This is a genomic window from Exiguobacterium sp. K1 (genome assembly GCF_033721435.1).
In the GTDB taxonomy this organism is placed as follows: domain Bacteria; phylum Bacillota; class Bacilli; order Exiguobacteriales; family Exiguobacteriaceae; genus Exiguobacterium_A; species Exiguobacterium_A artemiae.
Genome location: NZ_JAOTIT010000004.1, coordinates 94,797 through 114,417, shown reverse-complemented (window position 1 = coordinate 114,417; position 19,621 = coordinate 94,797). Strand labels below are relative to the sequence as shown.

Sequence of the window (19,621 nt, the reverse complement as noted above, 5' to 3'; positions counted from 1 at the left end):
AGTTCATTTTATGAACGTCGAGACTTTTTATTTTGAGGATGACGGCGAAATCCCCAACAATCCTAATTTACCTGTACTTATTTATCGACATGTTTTTGACGATCCTTCTTCTATTGAAGAGACGTTTCATACCCACAACTGGCAGAACAGCTGGGTGGACGGGATTTTTGATTTTCACCATTATCACAGTGTCGCCCACGAAGTCATCGGTATTCTCGAAGGACATGCGAGCATTCAATTAGGCGGACCGCTCGGAAAAACCTTTACGTTGACGGCCGGCGATGTCGTTATCCTTCCTGCCGGTACGGGCCACAGGGCTTTACACACAAGCCGGAAGTTTCAAGTCGTTGGTGCCTATCCTAAGGGACAGGACTACGATACCTTAACCGGTGATCCGTGTGAACGACCGGATAACCTGAAGCGGATTGCCCAGGTTGAACATCCCGAGACAGATCCTGTTTATGGCCAACATGGACCGTTACTCGAGCACTGGTAATGGCGTCTGCTTTCCTTTAATCGGAAAGCAGACGTTTTTTTCTGTTACATCAGTGGTAAACCCTACTATTGTGCTTTTTAAAGGAGGAATTGAGATGAATGAGACAGAACGGACCGTCATACTGGCGGCACTGAAACAAAAGACCGTCACGCTTCCGGATCAGACACATGTCCGGGCACTTGGTCAAGGAACATGGCGGATGGGAGAAGATCAAAGTAAACGCCAAGCTGAAATCGAAGCGTTGCATGTCGGACTCGACAGTGGGATGGAATTGATCGATACAGCGGAAATGTACGGGGAAGGAGCTTCCGAACAACTGATTCGCGAGGTACTGAAAGAACGACGTGACGATGTGTTTCTCGTCTCGAAAGTCTACCCGCATAATGCCGGCGGCGAAAAATTACGGGCTGCATGCGAACAGTCGCTCAAAAATCTCGGAACGGATTACCTTGATCTCTACCTCTTGCACTGGCGCGGCAGCATTCCGCTTCAGGAAACGGTCGACGGGTTGGAGCAGTTAAAGGCAGAAGGGAAAATCCGCCGCTGGGGAGTCTCAAACTTCGACGTCTCTGATATGAAGGAACTGTTGTCACTTCGTAACGGCGATCAGTGTGCCGTCAACCAGGTACTGTATCACCTCGGTTCACGCGGCATCGAATACGAATTGATGCCGCTGTTAAAACAACACGGCATTCCTGTCATGGCGTACTGCCCGCTCGCGGAAGGCGGCGATTTACGGGAACAACTGCTGGATCATCCGACCGTCGAACTTCTTGCAGAAGAACACGGCGTCAAACCGGCACAGATTTTACTCGCCTGGGCGATTCGCAGCGGTGATGTCATCGCGATCCCGAAAGCCGGACAGACCCAGCATGTTGAAGAAAACGGAAAAGCGGTGCTCGTCGAGTTGACCGATGAAGAGTATGCGGCACTGGATGAAGCTTTCCCGGCACCAACCAAAAAAGAACCACTCGATATCGTCTAAGGAGGAAACAGTCATGAACAAATCAGTCAAACTTGGAAAATCCAATTTAACAGTCAACCCCATCGGTCTTGGAACGAATGCCGTCGGTGGACACAACCTTTACCCGAACCTCGATGAGCAAGCCGGTCGTGATCTCGTCCGTGTCGCTTTGATGAACGGCATTAACTTCCTCGACACGGCTTATATTTATGGTCCGGAACGTTCGGAAGAATTGGTCGGCGAAGTGTGGAGCGAAACCGTGGAACGTGAAGAAGTCATTCTCGCGACAAAAGGAGCCCACCAACTGGTTGACGGAAAAGTTGTCATGAACAACTCACCCGAATTTTTGAAACAAGCGGTCGAAGACAGTCTGAAACGTCTGCGGACAGATTACATCGATTTGTATTACATTCACTTCCCGGATGAGACGACACCAAAAGATGAGGCTGTTGCGGCACTTGCTGAGCTGAAAGCCGAAGGGAAAATTCGGGCAATCGGTGTCTCAAACTTCTCGCTCGAGCAATTAAAAGAAGCCAATAAGGACGGTCATGTCGACGTCTATCAAGGCGAGTATAATCTCTTTAAGCGTGATGCCGAAAAAGAGATTTTACCGTACATCCGCGAACACGGTATTTCATTCGTCCCGTACTTCCCGCTTGCTGCCGGTCTGCTTGCCGGAAAATACGATGCCGAAACGAAATTTGATGATCTTCGGAAAAATGATCCACTGTTCCAGGAAGATGTCTTTAAAGATAATCTGGCAAAAGTCGACTTGTTGCGCCCGATTGCAGAGGCAAAAGATGCCGAAGTCGCGCATATCGTCCTCGCCTGGTATTTGGCACAGGACGGCATCGATGCCATCATTCCGGGGGCGAAACGGGCCGAACAGGTCACGGATACAATCCGGACACTCGATGTCGAACTAACGGAAGACGAAATTCGTCAAATCGATCAAATCTTCAGCTGAGACCAAAACACCACGCCAGAAGGACATGGCGTGGTGTTGCTTTGAGCAGATTAAGCGAAAATCTTCGGGAAGGCTCGTATGATAAAGAAACAGGAGGCGATTACTATGAAACATCATTTTCACCTGACAGCGGACTGGCCCGGCAACCGCAATGACGTCGGACAAATCGAGACCGGCGAATTAAAAACGAAGATTTCGATTCCGGACGCAATGGACGGTCCCGGTGTCGGTACCAATCCGGACGAAATGTTACTTGGCGCGGCAGCAACCTGTTACATCATCACACTTGCTGCGATGCTGGAACGGAATGACATTCCGAAAGTGTCCCTGACGATGGAATCGGAAGGAATCGTCGACGTCACGAACGGTGTCTTTACGTATGATGCGATCGTTCACCGCCCGACACTGATTCTGCCGGCAGAGACCACCGAAGCGAACCTGACAAAAGCACGCCGTCTGGCTGAAAAAGCAGAAGGATCGTGTATGATTACGCGGGCACTCGCGGGTAATGTGAAGGTTTCGTTAGAGGCGGTCGTGGAGTTGGAAGCCTGAGGATTCTTTTCGATGTATGCTGATACAGTACGACTTCATTTCTTTATTGAAATGAGGTCTTTTATTTTTGATTAGATTCTTGCTGCACAATTTTCAGTTCCTTCGTATACTGAACTTAGTTTGGAATTTACTGGAGGTCATCAGATGTCATCGTTTCAAGAAAAATTACGCAGTCAAAACACTGAATCTCATCCTTTTGAAAAAAGCTCTCCGATTCAGCCGGCAGATTATACCGCCGAATTACTGACACACTTAAATGAGCTCTTCTATAAATCGATTGTTGAACTTCAACGCAATCAACTGACCGGGGAAATGATTGAAACCACAAACCGTTGGCTCTCTGCATTAGATGAGCCGCTTTTGGTTGCGCCCTTGCATCGTGAATTAACATCTTCTACTACGACATCTGTATATTATGAAAAATCATTAAGAGCATGGGATTTAATTGCACCGGGACAGGAAAATCAGGAAAAACTGTTGCATCACTTGATCGATGAATTATCAACAGCCCAATCCGCCGACTGGATGGTCAGCTTTACACGCCATTCCGGAATCCAAGCACTCGTCCCTTCATTTCAAGAAGCGGAACGAATCAATAAACCGATTCGTATTTTAACTTCATTTTATATGAACATTACAGAAGCCAAGGCATTACGTACCCTGATGCAGTTTAAAAATATCGAGATTAAAATTTACGAACCGATCAAAAAAAATCAGGCTTTCCATCCAAAAGCTTATTTATTTACGCGGGAAACTAATTTACATAGTGCAATTATCGGTTCATCCAATTTATCAAAGTCTGCTTTAACCAACGGACTGGAGTGGAATGTTCGAATTCCCCATTCTCCTCTCACGTCTTTAGTTTCTCAAGCGCAAACTCTGTTTAATAATCTCTGGAACAGTAACGAAGCCATTCCCTGCACCTCGGTAATTTTAGATCAATATGAACAACACCATTTAGACGCTCCGAAAATCAAACAGTTTATCGTCAATGACCGCGTTGCAGAGCCTCCTGTTGAATACGAAGTAATTCAGCCAAATGAGATGCAGCTTCCGGCTTTGGAACAATTACACCGTTTACGGTTAAAACAACAAACAAAAGCCATGGTCATTGCAGCAACGGGAACAGGAAAAACTTATTTGGCTGCCTTTGATGTGAAACAGTTTGATGCCAAACGTGTTCTATTCGTTGCCCATCGTGGAAAACTGTTATCTCAAGCTGAAGAAACATTCAAAAAGATTTTCACAGATGGCGATGCTACTTTTGGTCGTTATCAAGCAAATCAAAAAGATCTTGATAAACAATTTATCTTTGCGACAATCCAAACGTTTTCAAAAGAAATTCATCTGGAGCAGTTCGATCCAAACACATTTGATTACATTATCATTGATGAGTTCCATCATGCCGCTTCAGAATCGTATCAAAAAATTCTCAACTACTTTACGCCACAGTTTTTACTCGGCATTACAGCAACGCCGGAACGAATGGACGGTCTCAACATCTTTAAGTTAGTGGACCACAATATCGCGTATGAAATTCGATTATATGATGCTCTGGCCCAAGACTTATTAACACCGTTCCATTACTTTGGTATTCAAGATGATGAAGCGATTGATTATGAAGCCATTCCACAAAAAAACGGTTTATACATTGAAAAAGATTTAGTGGAAGCACTCGAACGTTCATCTCGAACAGAGTATATTCTTGAGATGATGACTAAGTTTGGTCACAGCGGCGCAAATCAAGTCGGTCTCGGCTTTTGTGTCAATATTGATCATGCCGAATACATGGCTGCTGAGTTTAACAAGCACCAGATCGAGTCATTGGCTATCACAAGTAAACAAACGGAAGCAGAACGGGAATACGCCATTCAACGGCTGGAAGATGACCGGGATCCGCTATCGTTTATCTTTACCGTTGATCTTTTCAATGAAGGTGTCGATATCCCTAAAATCAACGTCATGCTGTTTTTACGTCCTACGGAATCGCCGACGATTTTTATCCAGCAACTCGGTCGCGGTCTACGGAAACATGAATCAAAAGAGTACGTCACCATTTTAGACTTTATCGGCAACAGTCAACGCGCTTTTGTGGCACCGCTTGTGTTATCCGGCCAACAATCTTTCCATTCGATTGACCGTTATCATGTCGCAAACGCGGTTCAAAACCATTTCCCGATTTTGCCTGAAGGTTCCTTGGCAATTTTGGATCGTGTGACAGAGTCCTTTATCATTGAACAAATGAAAAAAATCGAGTTTTCGGCCAGTAAACAGTTACGTGAAAGCTACCAGCGTCTGATAACTATGATTGGCGACACTCCATCCTTAAACGATTTGGTGACGCATCCGGACGCCCCCGCAATCGAAACGATTATTCAACAGTGGAAAAGTGTCCTGCGGTTAAAACAGCTGGAGAAAGTGGCGACTGATGAAGAACTGGCTCTGTTGCTTAATCCGGATACACGACGTGTGCTCCAACATATCGAAAGTTGGTTCCCGATTCGCGAACCGTTCAGCTTATTGATGATTCAATTACTTCTCAATCAACAAACGATTTCAGCTGATGATGTCATTCAAGCGACTGCCACTCGCTTTGCCGTTTCACCAGAGGTCTTGGCACATCGTTTATCTTTGATTCAGCATCTATTTAATCGCTGGTCTACGTCTTTAACACATGATCGGATTGTATTGCTTGTTGAATCTGTTGCCGGTGAATATACATTCTCGGAAGAAGTGACACGTATTTTAGCTTCGTCGCCAACACTAGTCGACTATTTGCAGGAGCTGATTCACGCTGGGCTTCACTCCTTTGAGCAACTTTCTGGAGGAGAAAACTGGTTGACCGGTTCTCAATCGTTTATTTCGAGAATGACGTACAGCCGGGCTGTCATCCAACGGTTATTACAATCTCCAAGCCAGGAAGGATCCTGGCGCGAAGGAGTCGCTCAAGCCGGGAATGATTATGTATTATTCGTCAACTTACACAAAAATGAATCGATTGAAGATCAATTAAATTACCAAGACTACTTTATCGATAAAGACCATTTCCACTGGCAATCGCAAAGTATCGCTACAGCAACCGGGAAATCTGGTGAACTTTACCACCAACATGAAGCACGCGGAATCAAAATTCATCTCTTTATTCGAAAAGCTGACAAGGAACAAGGTCGCTCCCTGCCCTTTACATACTTCGGTGAACTGATTCACAAAAGCAGTCACGGATCAAAACCGATTAATGTGGAGTGGATTTTAAAAGAACCTTTAACAAGCGAAGAATTTATTTCGTGGAAAAAGCTTTCATGATTTTTTTAACAGCCGGAATGTCTGCCGGAGCCCAGTCTAAAGAATCCAACTGTTTGACGGGTACCCATCGTAATTCGGCATGTTCCAGTGCTTGAGGTTCACCTGATACAACCGTCGATTGAAAAGTCGATAACTCAACAATTACTTTGTCGTATTCATACCGCGTCGTTTCGATGTGATTACCTACTTGAATCGTACAATTTAACTCTTCCAGAATTTCGCGGCGGAGAGACTCTTCCGGACGTTCACCCGGTTCGATTTTCCCGCCCGGAAACTCCCATAAGTTCGGTAATGACATGACAGGACTGCGAAGAGCACACAGAATTTCGTTTTTTGAATTATTCACTACTGCACCTACAACGGAAATTGTCTTTTTTGACATGCTGTTCATCCTCTCTTTAGTCAATCATTTATGTTTATCCTAAACTACGACTCATGAAAAAGGATCACTTCTTTCATGCGACTCCTACAGGAAAAAGCGCAGGAATCTGCGCTGTCAGAGACAAATAAGACCCGATGCTCGATTCCATGGAATTGAGCATTCTGGCTTATGTCTCGCCTGAGGAAAGCGCATGGAAAAGAGGTGACTCTTTTTTTACAAAAGTTATCCACACCAACAGCTATTTGCCTCAATCATTTTTTATTCAAATTATCCACATGTGGATAACTTTCCATATGCTATACTTTTACTACTTATCCACAACTAGAAATGAGGAAATCGTGTGCCACGTGAAATTTATCCGGTTGTCGTTAAAACGACAGCCCTTGAACAAATTAAAGACGGACAACCGCTTCTGTATAAAGAACTGTTCCAAAAAACCAACCATCTTAAAGAAGCCGGTGCCTTGCTCCGGTTGACAACAGAAGATAAAGAATACCTTGCAACCGGTTATTTTGGCAAGCAGGAAAAAGGGATCGGTTGGTTACTGACGACTGATGAACTGCAAGACATCGACGAAACCTTCTTCAAAGAAAAAATCGAGGCTGCCCTCGATCGTCGAAATGATTTTTTTGAGAATGATTTAATTGATACGTTCCGTGTGTTCAACGGTTCAGGAGACGGAATCGGCGGTCTGACGATCGATTGTTTTGATCACCATTATCTGATTACGTTTGAAAACGAAGGTATCTACTCGTTTAAAGCCGATATCATATCGGCGCTCGAATCACTTATCCATTTTAAGAGCATTTATGAAAAACGGGCTTTCCAGATTGATGGACAACCGGTCAAAGGTGACGATTTCTTAGCCGGTGAACGCGGTGATTTCCCGGAAGTCTTGCAGGAAAACGGAATCCCTCTGCTGTATCATCTCGATGCCGGCATGCGCACCGGTCTTGATATTCAGCAGCGTGAACTCCGTTCCGTCGTCAAAGAACATGCTGCAGACCGGCGTGTCCTGAATCTGTTTTCTGACACCGGTACGTTAACAGCGGCTGCCCTGCTCGGTGGTGCAACCGAGACGACAAGCGTTGATTTTTCAACACGGAGCCGTAACAAGACCATCGAACAATTGGAATTGCATCAACTCGATCCCGCAACACAGACCATTCTTGTGCAAGATGCTTTTGACTATATCAATCAAGCCGACAAAAAAACACGCTTTGATTTCGTCATCGTTCATCCGCCGATTCTTGTCAAAACACAGGCTCGTCATTTCCGGGCTGAGGTCGACTTACCCGCTTTGATTCAACAAACGATCCACATGACCCATCGTGGCGGTTTATTGCTGATCACGACAGACTGTCCTTTATTTGACCAAGACCGCTTCATGAAGATGGTCGATCAAGCATTTAAAAAATTACGTCAAACATACGAAATCATTTGGGAAAGTACTCCTTTAGAAGACTTCCCGGAACATGCTTCTTTAAAAGAAACAGCTTCAAAATCTATGTTGGTCCGTCGTAAATAAGCATATGATTCATGATTCTGCTGATGATTTTTTCATCAGCAGATTTTTTTTGGGATTAAAAGGAAAAGTAAAATGAATATCGAATCATTATTCTTAGGAAAATGAGCTTCCCTTTAAAGGACACTTATCTTTCCGAAATGTGACCGCTGATCAAAGGTTTGATAGGCAGCGTTCAATGCATCAAGCTGACGCGGCACCTGCTCTTCGATGACAAGATCGATGACTCCATCCGCGACGAGTTGTGCGACTTCCGCCAGATGCTGCTGTTGACGTATCATTTCTTCCTTTTTCCCTTTCAGTAATGGAAGAGCAACGAAAACAGCTTCGAGCGTCAGTGCTTTACTGTGCATCGGTGTCAAATCCTGTGTCGTCCGGGTGGCGATTGAAATAATTTTCCCGCGTTCCTTCGCAAGGATGAACGACTCCTGCAAATGACCTCCGCCGACGGTATCAACGATGACATCGAATCCATCATGACCAAGACGCGCTAATAATTGTTCGGCTGACTCATCCCGATACCGGTGCGGGCGAATGCCGTGTTCTTCTAACCACGTTGCCTTCTCATCACTTGAAGCACTCGCTGTCACGTCACATCCATAATGTTTAGCCAATTGTCCGACAAGGTGACCGACTCCCCCCGTCCCACCTGCTACATACAAGCGCATCCCCGGATGAACGGCTGCCCGTTCTTTCAGTACTTCCATCGCGGTCAAACTGATGACCGGCAGACAACCTGCTGTAGCAATGTCCAGATTCTCCGGTCTGAGTACAGCCATCTGTTCCGGAACCAACATTTGATCTGCCAGTGCTCCGGACCGGTTACCGAGTCCGCCGCCAAATGCGATGACGTGATCGCCGATAGAAAAAGACGTCACACTCTCTCCGATTTCAATGATCGTCCCCGTAACATCTCCCTGGAGAATTCCAGTTACAGGAGCTGCCGCCACATGACCAAAAAACATTTTGGTATCCAGTGGATTCAAGCTCGTTCCTTCCACGTTAATTTTCAAATCATATTTTCCTAATTGTTCGAGTGTGACGTCTTTTTCTGTTAACGTAGCGTCTTTTCCGTACTGTTCGACGACATATGCTTTCATAAAAAATCCCCCTTTTTTCAAATCAGCTTATCTTGTTTCAGAATACTCTAACATTCACACTTCATGCTATGATGAAGCTACCTTAACTCAGAAAGGACGTTTTTTCTTTGAAACATGATTTGATTCGTCGCTTGACTACATATGCGAAAATCGATACACAGTCTGACTATGCCAGTACGACCGTCCCGACAACCGACGGACAATGGACGCTCGCCCGTCTGCTTGTTGAAGAACTGAAGGAAATCGGCATGAGTGATGTGACCGTCGATGCAAACGGATATGTCATGGCGACTCTTCCTGCCAATACGAATGCGGACATTCCGACAATCGGATTTTTAGCCCACCTGGATACGGCGACTGATTTCACAGGAACAAACGTCAATCCGCAAATCGTCGAAGGATATGACGGGGAAGACCTGGTGCTTAACCCAACGATTCCTGTCATCCTGTCCCCAAAGGATTTCCCTGCACTTAAAAACTATGTCGGGCATACGTTGATGACGACAGATGGCACGACATTGCTCGGCGCAGACAATAAGGCCGGAATCGCCGAGATCATGACTGCGATGCATCATCTTCTCACGCACCCGGAAATCAAACATGGCCGGATTCGTGTCGCCTTCACACCTGATGAAGAAATCGGACGTGGTCCGCATCATTTTGACGTCGCTGCTTTTGATGCAAAATTTGCATATACGGTCGACGGCGGTCCGCTCGGTGAACTTGAATATGAAAGTTTCAACGCAGCTGCCGCCGAAATCGTTTTCCATGGTACGAACGTCCACCCGGGTACGGCAAAGGATAAGATGGTCAATTCGCAAAAACACGCGATGGCTTTCCAAAACCGGTTACCGGGCGATGAAGCACCTGAATTCACAGACGGTTTCGAAGGATTCTTCCATTTAATTTCGTTTGAAGGTTCGGTCGAAAAAACGACTGTCCATTACATTATCCGTGATTTCGACCGGACTAAATTCGAAGCCCGGAAACACTTTTTGACGGCTTTAGTCGAAGAATGGAACAAGAAATACGGGGCAGGCAGCGTCGAAATCAAACTGAACGATCAATATTACAACATGCGCGAGAAAATCGAGCCGCATATGGAAATCGTTGATATCGCACATGCGGCGATGGAATCACTCAGTATTACACCGATCATTAAGCCGATTCGCGGCGGTACGGACGGTTCGCAACTGTCGTACATGGGACTCCCGACACCGAACATCTTCACAGGTGGCGAAAACTACCACGGGAAGTTTGAATTCATCTCCGTCGACAACATGGTCAAAGCGACAGAAGTCGTAGTAGCGATTGCCGAGCGATTTGCTCAGTCAGCAAAATAAGACGGTATAACAAAAGCAGATTCTCGACATGAGAATCTGCTTTTGTTGTGCTCCATATTTTTTTGTTCAGACGATAGATAAACTTTATTAAAAAATTACAGTTCACTTATTTTTCTTCTGTTGTTGTTTGTTGATCCGGAATCGGTAATTGGACCATACTGCCTGATCCGCTGACCAACGGTGATTTTCCGTCCCACTTCTTGACGGCTTCGTACTGAATCATCTCTTCGGTTAATGTTTTCTGTAATTCTTTTTGGGCTTTCGCCAGCCCCTGCGCTTCGATTAAACGCGCATCCGCTGCTCCCTTTGCTTCTACGCGCAGGCGTTCTGCTTCTGCTTTCGCAATCGCAAGATCCGTCTTCTTTTTGTCGAGCTCTTGTGACGCTTTGACACGCGCATCAATCGCTTCCTGCGTTTTAGCATCCGGTTTCGGTGCTCCAAGTGCCACGTCTTCGATGATGAAACCAATCTTTTTGACGTCTTCGGCAAACTGTGTCTGAATGTTCGTCGAAACCGTTCCCGATTGCTCCCCGAATAATTCAAGGACCGTGACTTTCGAAATTTGTTCGCGTGATGCGTCATAGAGACGTTGTTTTAAGTAACCCGCTGCAATTTCATCAATCTCAATCGGACCAAACTTATTAAAGACTTCCGTCACCTGATCGGGTGAGACCGAAAAACTGTACGTAAAGTCGACGACGATATTCTTTCCGTCCTTTGTCGCCAGTGTCATATTATCGAGCGATTTCGTCTGTGTCCGGATCGGATATTCGGTGACACGTGTGATCGGCGACACGATGTGCCAGCCTTGCGACAGGGTCTCGTCCTGGACACCGCTTGACGGTTTATAGACGACCCCGACCTGTCCGGGTTCGATTTGTTCGACGATGAATGGTGTCATCGCAAGAAGTGCGACGACGATTACACCTGCGATGATCATTGACGGCCTGATACGTTTTTTCGGTTTGATTTCTCTCATTTTGAGTCTCCTTTATCAATTTTATCTTGGATATACTTATACAGTTCAATGGCCAGCAAGACGATCAGTGCAAAAAATAATAACGTAAAAAGTGTTGCCATGCCGTCCTCCTCCTTCATGAATGTTCTACCTACTCTTACGCTTCCTGTTGGAAAATGTTTCATTTTGTTTAAAACCACGGTTGCTAAATTTTGCAATCCGGTCTAAGATGTAAAGAACTTTGTCCTTGAAACGAGACGTATCATTTTGTGGTACACTCGTAACAGCACATCACACACTAGAAACGAGGGTTCATCTCTATATGATTACAGTACAAAACGTCGGTCTCCGCTTTGCGGACCGTAAATTATTCGAAGACGTCAACATCAAGTTCACACCGGGCAACTGCTACGGTCTCATCGGTGCAAACGGTGCCGGTAAATCAACATTCCTTAAAATTCTTGCCGGTGATATCGAAGCCCAGCAAGGAGACGTCATCATCACGCCGGGCGAACGCCTTGGTGTCCTTCGCCAGAACCACTATGAATATGAAGAGTTCCAAGTCATCGAAACCGTCATGATGGGTCATAAGCGTCTTTATGAAGTCATGAAAGAAAAAGATGCTATCTATATGAAAGAAAACTTCTCGGACGAAGACGGCATGCGTGCTGCCGAGCTCGAAGGTGAGTTCGCAGAAATGAACGGATGGGAAGCAGAGTCGGAAGCGGCGATGCTCTTACAAGGTCTCGGCATTAAAGAGAATCTGCATACGAAAACAATGGCTGAACTGACAGGCGGAGAGAAAGTTAAAGTCTTGCTTGCTCAAGCATTGTTCGGTAAACCAGACATTCTGTTACTCGATGAGCCTACCAACGGTCTTGACTTGAAAGCCGTTAAATGGCTTGAAGAATTCTTGATTGGGTTTGAAAATACGGTCATCGTCATTTCCCACGACCGTCACTTCCTCAACAATGTTTGTACGCATATGGCCGATCTCGATTACGGGAAAATCCAACTGTATATCGGAAACTATGATTTCTGGTACGAATCAAGTCAGCTTGCTTCACGTATGGCAGGCGACCAAAACAAGAAAAAAGAAGAAAAAATCAAAGAACTTCAAGCCTTCATCGCCCGTTTCAGCTCGAACGCTTCCAAAGCGAAACAAGCAACATCACGGAAAAAGTTGCTTGATAAAATCACACTTGATGACATCCGTCCGTCTTCACGCCGTTATCCGTTCGTCGGCTTCACGCCGGAACGTGAAATCGGAAACGATCTGTTGATCGTCGACGGCATTTCGAAAACAATCGATGGTGTCAAAGTTCTTGATAATGTCCGTTTCTCGTTAAACAAAACGGATAAAGCCGTCTTCATCAGCCAAAATGACATCGCGATCACGACACTCTTCAAAATCCTGATGGGTGAGATGGAAGCGGACAGCGGAACATTCAAATGGGGCGTCACGACATCACAGTCGTACCTACCAAAAGATAACTCTGCTTTCTTCGAAGGCTCGGATAAAACGATTCTCGATTGGTTGCGCCAGTATTCGCCGGCCGATGAGAGCGATACGTTCCTCCGTGGTTTCCTCGGCCGGATGCTCTTCTCCGGTGAAGAAGTCATGAAAAAAGCGTCTGTTTTATCCGGGGGAGAAAAAGTCCGTTGTATGTTATCCAAAGCGATGCTCAGCGGCTCAAACGTTCTTGTCCTCGACGATCCGACGAACCACTTGGATCTCGAATCGATCACAGCGCTTAACGATGGATTGATTGCTTACAAAGGTGCGATGCTCTTCAGCTCGCATGACCATCAGTTCGTCGAAACGATTGCAAACCGCATCATCGAATTGACACCAAACGGTATCGTCGATAAAGAAACGACATACGATGAATACCTCAACAATGAGTCTGTTCAACAACAGTTATCAGCGTTGTACGCAACAAACTAATTCCATCAACAAGAGACCGGTCCTAGCGGATCAGGTCTCTTGTTTTGTAAACTGAAGATATACAGACCAAACAAAGGAGGAAGTCATGTGCGGCATCGTGCCTGTGCAGCTCTAATCGAAGACGGTCAGATTCTGATGGTCCGGATTGAGACTAAAAAGCAAAGTTTTTGGACCTTACCGGGCGGCGGCCTCAACACCGGTGAAACATTCGAACAGGCCGTTGTTCGGGAAGTCGAGGAAGAGATTCACTTGAACGTCCGCGTCATCCGACCGTTGTATACGAAAACCGATTCGTTCGGAACAGAGGTATGCTTTCTCGTCGAACGTGTTGATGCCGCATCCCCTTTACTCGGACACGATCCGGAACGACCGCTTCATCAGCAGATCCTGACCGGGATGGACTGGCGTTCTCTTGCTGAGATGAAAGAGGATATACAAGTTTCCGAAGTATTGACTGCTTTGAATAAGACACCGTCTCTCCTTTTGTAAATGAAAGATTAACCAAGTGAAATGAAACTGTCCTGTTATGTTTACATCCTCTTCATAATCAACTGATTAAATGAGAAAGTAGCAAGATAACAAACAACTTGGAGGAACTTATCATGAAACGAACACTTATCGTCGGTCTATCCGCAGCTGTCCTGTCATCGAGCCTGATTCCAACATTCGCTGATGCCCATACATCCCGTGCAGCACGCGATATCAAGAAAGTTGAGTTTCTATCGATGGATGCACCCAATACAGTTAATGAAATGGTTAAAACCTACACAGAAGCGAAAGTGAAAGTCACGTACCAAAACGGAAAAACGGAAATCAAGCCGCTCGATTACAATCAATTGTTCTTATCACAGGATAAAATCGTCGAAAATAAAGGCGCCATGATTGCTGCCGGAACACCCATCGATGTCAACGGTGATCCGATCATCGACCGGAGCGTTCCCGATAAGCCGGAAGCCTTCGTCTCTGACGCACCGGATTCAAACAGTCTGCTTGAAGTCCATGGGAAAAAATATATGGTCTCACACTTTGAATATGATTCAATCAACAACGCTGGAAACGAGGTCAAGGGATTACCGGCCTCGATGACGTTGACAGAAGTCGTACAGGATAAAAAGACAGGGAAACTGGCTGTCAAAAAAGCAAGCAAAATCGATTTCAAGAACGTTAACGGTCTCTGGACACCATGTAACGGTTCAACGACACCATGGGGAACACATCTCGGTTCGGAGGAATATGAACCGGATGCCCGGGCTTTCGAGTCGGATCCGACCTCTTCTGCTTATAAAGAAGTCAATGCCTTCGCAGAACGTTACTTCGGAACAAAAGAAAAAGCGAATCCTTATTTCTACGGCTTCACACCGGAAATCTCGGTTGACCGCAAAGGAAAATCATCGGTCGTCAAGCACTACAGTACCGGTCGTTTCTCACACGAAATGATGCAGATTCTCCCGGATCAGAAAACGGCCATCTTTGGCGATGACGGTAACAACACGATGATGTTCATGTACGTCGCCGATAAAAAGAAAGACTTCTCACAAGGAACGCTCTACGCTGCCAAGTTTAATCAAACGAAAGCAACCGAAGGCGGTGCCGGCGATCTCGAATGGATCAAGCTCGGACATGCATCCGATAAAGAAGTGCAACGTCTCATCGACAAAGGAACAAAGTTTAGTGACATTTTTGAGACAGCCGATGTTCCAACACCAGGATTTAAAGCAGTCAAGACAGCTGCCAGCAAAAAGGTCGAGTATCTGAAGCTGAAACCAGGCAAGGAAAAAGAAGCGGCCTTCCTCGAATCCCGTCGTTACGGTGCTTTACTCGGGGCAACGTCTGAGTTCAACAAGATGGAAGGCATCACGGTGAACGCACAAGACAAAAAAGCCTATATCGCACTCTCTTATGTTTCCGGCAGTACGGAAAAACAAGATGGTGCCGTTCAGGATGATATTCAGCTGGAAAAACGCGAATCCGGTGCGACGTTTGAAATCGACCTCGGTCGCGCTAAAGGCATCAACAGCCGCTATGTCCCGACGAATATGCAAGCCCTCGTCATCGGTGAGGATTTAGCGAAGCCGGATGCCTACGGCAACACAGCGAATCCGAATCTTGTTTCAAATCCGGATAACCTGGCCTATTCCGCAACATCGAACACACTCTTCATCGGTGAAGACAGCTCGTTGCACACGAATAACTTCGTCTGGGCATACAACTTGAAAACGAAGAAGCTCTCACGGATTCTGTCCGTTCCGGTTGGGGCTGAAGCGACAGGACTCCGGTCACTCGATCGTGTCGGCGGATACAGCTATCTGCTCAGTAACTATCAGCATCCGGGTGAAGGATTAAACGGAAAGCAGATTACAGCCGTTGATCCGAAGAAACTCGAACAAGCGATGCAAGAAGGCATCGGCATTCAAAAAACAGGTGGTGTAGGTTACTTGTCCGGTCTCCCGACAGGTCAGAAATCGTATTCTCACCGGTAACTCACAATAAGAACTTAACAAAAAGCAGGCAGTGGATATTTTTCATCCGCTCCTTGCTTTTTTAGTCTTGCGATTCAAGACGGTTTTTCAATTATGTGCGCAACTGACCGGCTTCCTGCTCCACACGTCGGAGCAATTCCTGCACGATTTTTTCTGTTTCCCGTTCGCCGCCAAGCGAAAGCAGGCTTCGTCCGACGAAATTAGCGCCTTCGTTTTTCCCGGTATAAATCAGCTGACAACTTGTTTCGTCAAGCCGCTTTAACGTAAACGTCATTTCGAGTTTAAAGATTTTGGCCAGCGTAAAACCAATCGTATTTTGCTTAAAATCCGGTTGATTCGTATAGGCAAGATCCGTCACGATGTACGTCTCCAGCCGATTTCCTTGCATATACGTTTGCCGGTACGTCGAACCGACGACACCCGGTTTCCGTTCAATCACTTCATGCTGGACGACACCCGGAATCAGGCGTTGCAACCGGTCATGATCAAAGATATGCCAGGCTTTTTCGATTGGGACATCCAATCTTTTTTCTTCATGCCACGTTACCATCCGAACCCCTCCCTTTACTGAAAAATACCCTGATGTGTGCAGTTCTAACTTCTGGCTGCACCCATACAGGGTATTTGGCTTATTTTAATCGGTTTTTGCGAATCATTTTACCGTTTGACGTTCCAGTGCCGCACCGAGAAACTTCGCCAGTTCGAGCATACCGAACTTACCGGCCGCCGCTTCTGCATCCGAGTTGTAGTTCGTGTTCGTATTGACGTCATACGTGTAAATCGTCCCGTCCGCATCCTTGATGAACTCAATCCCGGCGACCGCAATCTGGTTCGCCTGCAGAAATGCTTCATACTTTTGAATGATCGGATCATCAAATCCGTCGACGACTTTAAACTTCATCGGTGTTTGTGGTGCTTCTTCCCCAACCGGGCAGAACAGGTCGTCAATGACACACGCATCTGCCGGGCACAATTCGAATCCTTCCGACGTATCGACTTGGACCGCGTAGACAAACTTCCCGCCGACGAATTCACAGCGTGTAATATACGGCTCCGGTGCCTGAATATATTCCTGGATCAATGTGATACCGTCGACCGGCTCATCAAACGTCGGACCGTCAAGATACGTCTCAAGTGCCTCAATCGAATGGAACAACTGGACACCAAGCCCTTTTCCGGCGCGGTTGTGTTTGGTGATGAACGAAGACACCCCGATATTTTTCGCCGCTTCGACGATTTGATCGCGTCCGACGGCAGCCGTCGTTTTCGGCACCCGGATTCCGGCTTTGCGAAGTGCCGTATACTGATTGATTTTACTGACTTCAAGACGCAGGGCACGTGTTCCGTTGAAGACGGTCCGGTCATGTTCTTCGAGCCATGCCAGGACCCCTTCCGTCAGTTCCGGTGCATAACGGTGACCGCGGGTATGCGACGATGCACTCATCCGGCTGTAAAAGACACCTTCCGGCGGCACTTCATCAAGCGGAACCTGCCCTTCGTCGAGGTGCCATTGTTCATACGGCAGTTCCAGTTCCTCCAGTCGTTTGATCAGATGATCCGTCCATTCCTGATTTTCGTGTAAGATATGAATTTTTGTCATTTGATTTGACCTACCTTTCGTTTTTCTTCGACGAGCGGCATGACGTCGCGCGCGAAGCGTTCCATTTCTTCCAGTTGCGGTGAGAATTGCAGGAGCAACAGGGTGACGCCGACTTCTTCAAACGCAAGAATCCGTTCGGCAATCTGTTCCGGTGTTCCGATTAAATCGGGACGGAGTCCGCGGTTTGAGACCGAATAGTCATTCCGCTTCACCTGTTGTTCGAGTTGCGATTTACTGACGAAGTCGTCATAACCGGCGTATCCGGCACTGTCTTCCTTCACATCCGTAATCCGTTGCCACTCGCGCACCGCTTCTTCTTCCGTATCCCGGCAGATGATATAAGCTGCCAGTCCAAAACTTTCAAGTGGTGCCTGTCCCGTCGCATGGCGGCGTTTTTTCATGTCTTCAATCTTGACGGACACTTCTTCGACCGTTCCGCCGTGCATGACATAGGCATCACAGTGGTTGACGATGGTTTGCTTGCCGGCTTCACTTTCTCCACCTGCATACAATTTGATGCCCGGGCGTTGCGCCGGTTTTGGATGTAGTTGTGTCTTCTCAAGCGTATAGTAGTTACCGTCGAAGCTGTACGGGGAAGCGTCTGCCCATAATCCTTTCATGATCGTGACAAACTCTTCCGTCCGGGCGTAACGTTCGTCGTGAGCCGTGAAGATACCGTTGTACTGCCGGGCTTCTTCTTCCCACCAAGCCGAGACGACGTTTAGCGTAAACCGTCCGTTGCTGAGCTGATCGATGTTCGCCGCCATCTTCGCGGTCGTCGCCGGATTATGGAATCCCGGACGGACGGCTGTCATGATTTCGAGACGCTCCGTTGTTGCGGCAATCGCCGCTGCTGTCGTCCAGGCTTCGAGACTTGGTGCTTCAAGCCCTTTGATGTCATTTAAGTTTAATTCCGCAATTAGTGTCGTCGAAAACCCGATTCGTTCTGCCGTTTGCGCGACCTGTTTCGCATAGTCGAACGTCGCCGGCATCTGTTCGTCTTCAACATTTCGTAACCATCCGCCAAAAATCGGTAACCAAAATCCATACTCCATCCGTTATGTCCCCCTTATAAAAAAATCGCTCTTCTCGAAAATCGAAAAGAGCGACGGATTGATCATGTCTGCTCTTATCTTCAAAGGAAAAATTCCTTTTAGGAAGTAGCACCTTCCGCTACGCGCGGGGTTGCTGAAGTGTCTTCGGGCCGTTCCCTCGACTTCTCTTGATAAGAATTATTGGAATTATCGTACACTTTTTAGCAGAGTAAAGCAACCATTAAACCTTGTTTTCCAATCGGAATTAAAAAAGGACGAGAGCTTGGCTCTCATCCTCTTCTCCCATTAATATGGTGCTACAAACGTTGATTGTTCACCAGGTGCTTCTTCTCCGCGGATTCGGTCGTAGAATTTCGCAAGCGTGACGCTGAAATAAGGTCCGACCCATAAGAAGGCGATTCCGATTGTAATTAAACCAAGCAGGAACCAGCCGATGAATGAAAGAACAAGCATGAAGGCTTCCATCTTATGTCCATCCATCATTTGTCGCGAACGTGTAATGGCGTCCAAAATACCGATTGACGGCTCATCGCGTAAAATGTAGAACGTCAAGAGGTATGAAAATGACTTGATGATTCCCGGGATGATCAGTAGTAAGAACCATAAACCAAGAAAAATACTTTGAACAATCGAAAGACCGACTGCTTTTAAGAAGATTTTGTACGGCTCAAACAAATCAACGATTTTCGCCTGTTCTTTCCGGGCGACAGACATCGCAAGCCATGTCCAGCCAATTGCTAGGGGTAGCAAAAGAATATTCAGTAAGAAACCGATCAAATCAATGGCTTGGATATCTTCATTCGCATCAGAAGAAAACATCGTTGGAATACCTTGAATGATGAGAAACAGTAAAAACATAAGTGCCATGAAGACCCAGCGACCACTGAGCGCTTCACGGGCGGATAATTTTAATTCTTTAATCATGAAGATCCTCCTCAAAATAAGTTC

General features: G+C 46.4%; 17 protein-coding genes and 1 riboswitch. Of the genes, 10 read left to right on the top strand and 7 right to left on the bottom strand.

Going from position 1 to position 19,621, the window contains the following annotated elements; all coding sequences use genetic code 11:
- Positions 1-10 precede the first annotated feature (10 nt).
- The 5 genes from N7U64_RS10285 to N7U64_RS10265 all read left to right on the top strand — a co-directional run bounded on the left by N7U64_RS10285 (position 11) and on the right by N7U64_RS10265 (position 6,282).
- Positions 11-496, top strand: coding sequence for a cupin domain-containing protein (locus tag N7U64_RS10285; protein WP_318929729.1), 486 nt, complete (start codon positions 11-13; stop codon positions 494-496).
- 94 nt (positions 497-590) lie between these two features.
- On the top strand, positions 591-1,481 hold the full coding sequence (locus tag N7U64_RS10280) for an aldo/keto reductase (RefSeq protein WP_318929728.1): 891 nt from the start codon (positions 591-593) through the stop codon (positions 1,479-1,481).
- Positions 1,482-1,494: 13 nt separating this feature from the next.
- On the top strand, positions 1,495-2,427 hold the full coding sequence (locus N7U64_RS10275; protein WP_318929727.1) for an aldo/keto reductase: 933 nt from the start codon (positions 1,495-1,497) through the stop codon (positions 2,425-2,427).
- A gap of 105 nt (positions 2,428-2,532) precedes the next feature.
- Positions 2,533-2,979: an OsmC family protein gene (locus N7U64_RS10270; RefSeq protein ID WP_290828048.1), complete on the top strand. Its 447-nt coding sequence runs from the start codon at positions 2,533-2,535 to the stop codon at positions 2,977-2,979.
- A 144-nt stretch (positions 2,980-3,123) separates the two neighbouring features.
- Positions 3,124-6,282, top strand: coding sequence for a DUF3427 domain-containing protein (locus N7U64_RS10265; RefSeq protein ID WP_318929726.1), 3,159 nt, complete (start codon positions 3,124-3,126; stop codon positions 6,280-6,282).
- Here the strand turns inward: N7U64_RS10265 and N7U64_RS10260 are convergent.
- Positions 6,257-6,664, bottom strand: a complete 408-nt coding sequence (locus N7U64_RS10260) for a (deoxy)nucleoside triphosphate pyrophosphohydrolase (RefSeq protein WP_012371815.1) — start codon at positions 6,662-6,664, stop codon at positions 6,257-6,259. The two genes, N7U64_RS10265 and N7U64_RS10260, sit on opposite strands and share 26 nt — an antisense overlap.
- A gap of 340 nt (positions 6,665-7,004) precedes the next feature.
- Between N7U64_RS10260 and N7U64_RS10255 the strand changes: the two genes are divergently transcribed.
- Positions 7,005-8,192, top strand: coding sequence for a class I SAM-dependent rRNA methyltransferase (locus tag N7U64_RS10255; protein ID WP_318929725.1), 1,188 nt, complete (start codon positions 7,005-7,007; stop codon positions 8,190-8,192).
- Positions 8,193-8,305: 113 nt separating this feature from the next.
- On the opposite strand, the gene N7U64_RS10250 is transcribed toward N7U64_RS10255, so the two are convergent.
- The gene (locus tag N7U64_RS10250; protein WP_318929724.1) at positions 8,306-9,289 is read right to left on the bottom strand and encodes a zinc-binding dehydrogenase; all 984 of its coding nucleotides are present in this window, start codon (positions 9,287-9,289) and stop codon (positions 8,306-8,308) included.
- 107 nt (positions 9,290-9,396) lie between these two features.
- Here N7U64_RS10250 and pepT point away from each other — a divergent pair, with 107 nt between their 5' ends.
- Complete coding sequence (gene pepT / locus N7U64_RS10245; protein WP_318929723.1) at positions 9,397-10,632, top strand: peptidase T; 1,236 nt, start codon at positions 9,397-9,399, stop codon at positions 10,630-10,632.
- Positions 10,633-10,738: 106 nt separating this feature from the next.
- Here pepT and N7U64_RS10240 read toward each other — a convergent pair whose 3' ends face one another.
- Positions 10,739-11,611, bottom strand: coding sequence for a prohibitin family protein (locus N7U64_RS10240; RefSeq protein ID WP_131973529.1), 873 nt, complete (start codon positions 11,609-11,611; stop codon positions 10,739-10,741).
- A gap of 301 nt (positions 11,612-11,912) precedes the next feature.
- On the opposite strand from N7U64_RS10240, the gene N7U64_RS10235 reads away from it, so the two are divergent.
- From N7U64_RS10235 to N7U64_RS10225, 3 genes are all read left to right on the top strand, one after another.
- On the top strand, positions 11,913-13,538 hold the full coding sequence (locus N7U64_RS10235; RefSeq protein ID WP_290828041.1) for an ABC-F family ATP-binding cassette domain-containing protein: 1,626 nt from the start codon (positions 11,913-11,915) through the stop codon (positions 13,536-13,538).
- An 87-nt stretch (positions 13,539-13,625) separates the two neighbouring features.
- Positions 13,626-14,027: an NUDIX domain-containing protein gene (locus N7U64_RS10230; protein WP_318929722.1), complete on the top strand. Its 402-nt coding sequence runs from the start codon at positions 13,626-13,628 to the stop codon at positions 14,025-14,027.
- A gap of 113 nt (positions 14,028-14,140) precedes the next feature.
- Complete coding sequence (locus N7U64_RS10225) at positions 14,141-16,018, top strand: alkaline phosphatase PhoX (protein WP_318929721.1); 1,878 nt, start codon at positions 14,141-14,143, stop codon at positions 16,016-16,018.
- 91 nt (positions 16,019-16,109) lie between these two features.
- Here N7U64_RS10225 and N7U64_RS10220 read toward each other — a convergent pair whose 3' ends face one another.
- From N7U64_RS10220 to N7U64_RS10205, 4 genes are all read right to left on the bottom strand, one after another.
- Positions 16,110-16,568 carry a hypothetical protein gene (locus N7U64_RS10220; RefSeq protein ID WP_026827102.1) on the bottom strand — a complete coding sequence of 153 codons (459 nt, stop codon included), beginning with the start codon at positions 16,566-16,568 and terminating at the stop codon, positions 16,110-16,112.
- Between the two features lie 102 nt (positions 16,569-16,670).
- Complete coding sequence (locus N7U64_RS10215) at positions 16,671-17,618, bottom strand: alpha-L-glutamate ligase (protein WP_318929720.1); 948 nt, start codon at positions 17,616-17,618, stop codon at positions 16,671-16,673.
- Positions 17,615-18,673, bottom strand: a complete 1,059-nt coding sequence (locus tag N7U64_RS10210; RefSeq protein ID WP_318929719.1) for an LLM class flavin-dependent oxidoreductase — start codon at positions 18,671-18,673, stop codon at positions 17,615-17,617. Before N7U64_RS10210 ends, N7U64_RS10215 begins: the two co-directional genes overlap by 4 nt.
- Positions 18,674-18,744: 71 nt before the next feature.
- Positions 18,745-18,850, bottom strand: a riboswitch (SAM riboswitch).
- Between the two features lie 108 nt (positions 18,851-18,958).
- On the bottom strand, positions 18,959-19,597 hold the full coding sequence (locus N7U64_RS10205; protein ID WP_214850078.1) for a DUF975 family protein: 639 nt from the start codon (positions 19,595-19,597) through the stop codon (positions 18,959-18,961).
- Positions 19,598-19,621 lie beyond the last annotated feature (24 nt).

Coding starts and splice junctions, on each gene's coding strand:
- N7U64_RS10285 (WP_318929729.1), top strand. CDS start 11: ATGAACGTCGAGACTTTTTATTTTGAGGATGACGGCGAAATCCCCAAC.
- N7U64_RS10280 (WP_318929728.1), top strand. CDS start 591: ATGAATGAGACAGAACGGACCGTCATACTGGCGGCACTGAAACAAAAG.
- N7U64_RS10275 (WP_318929727.1), top strand. CDS start 1,495: ATGAACAAATCAGTCAAACTTGGAAAATCCAATTTAACAGTCAACCCC.
- N7U64_RS10270 (WP_290828048.1), top strand. CDS start 2,533: ATGAAACATCATTTTCACCTGACAGCGGACTGGCCCGGCAACCGCAAT.
- N7U64_RS10265 (WP_318929726.1), top strand. CDS start 3,124: ATGTCATCGTTTCAAGAAAAATTACGCAGTCAAAACACTGAATCTCAT.
- N7U64_RS10260 (WP_012371815.1), bottom strand. CDS start 6,664: ATGTCAAAAAAGACAATTTCCGTTGTAGGTGCAGTAGTGAATAATTCA.
- N7U64_RS10250 (WP_318929724.1), bottom strand. CDS start 9,289: ATGAAAGCATATGTCGTCGAACAGTACGGAAAAGACGCTACGTTAACA.
- N7U64_RS10240 (WP_131973529.1), bottom strand. CDS start 11,611: ATGAGAGAAATCAAACCGAAAAAACGTATCAGGCCGTCAATGATCATC.
- N7U64_RS10235 (WP_290828041.1), top strand. CDS start 11,913: ATGATTACAGTACAAAACGTCGGTCTCCGCTTTGCGGACCGTAAATTA.
- N7U64_RS10225 (WP_318929721.1), top strand. CDS start 14,141: ATGAAACGAACACTTATCGTCGGTCTATCCGCAGCTGTCCTGTCATCG.
- N7U64_RS10220 (WP_026827102.1), bottom strand. CDS start 16,568: ATGGTAACGTGGCATGAAGAAAAAAGATTGGATGTCCCAATCGAAAAA.
- N7U64_RS10215 (WP_318929720.1), bottom strand. CDS start 17,618: ATGACAAAAATTCATATCTTACACGAAAATCAGGAATGGACGGATCAT.
- N7U64_RS10210 (WP_318929719.1), bottom strand. CDS start 18,673: ATGGAGTATGGATTTTGGTTACCGATTTTTGGCGGATGGTTACGAAAT.
- N7U64_RS10205 (WP_214850078.1), bottom strand. CDS start 19,597: ATGATTAAAGAATTAAAATTATCCGCCCGTGAAGCGCTCAGTGGTCGC.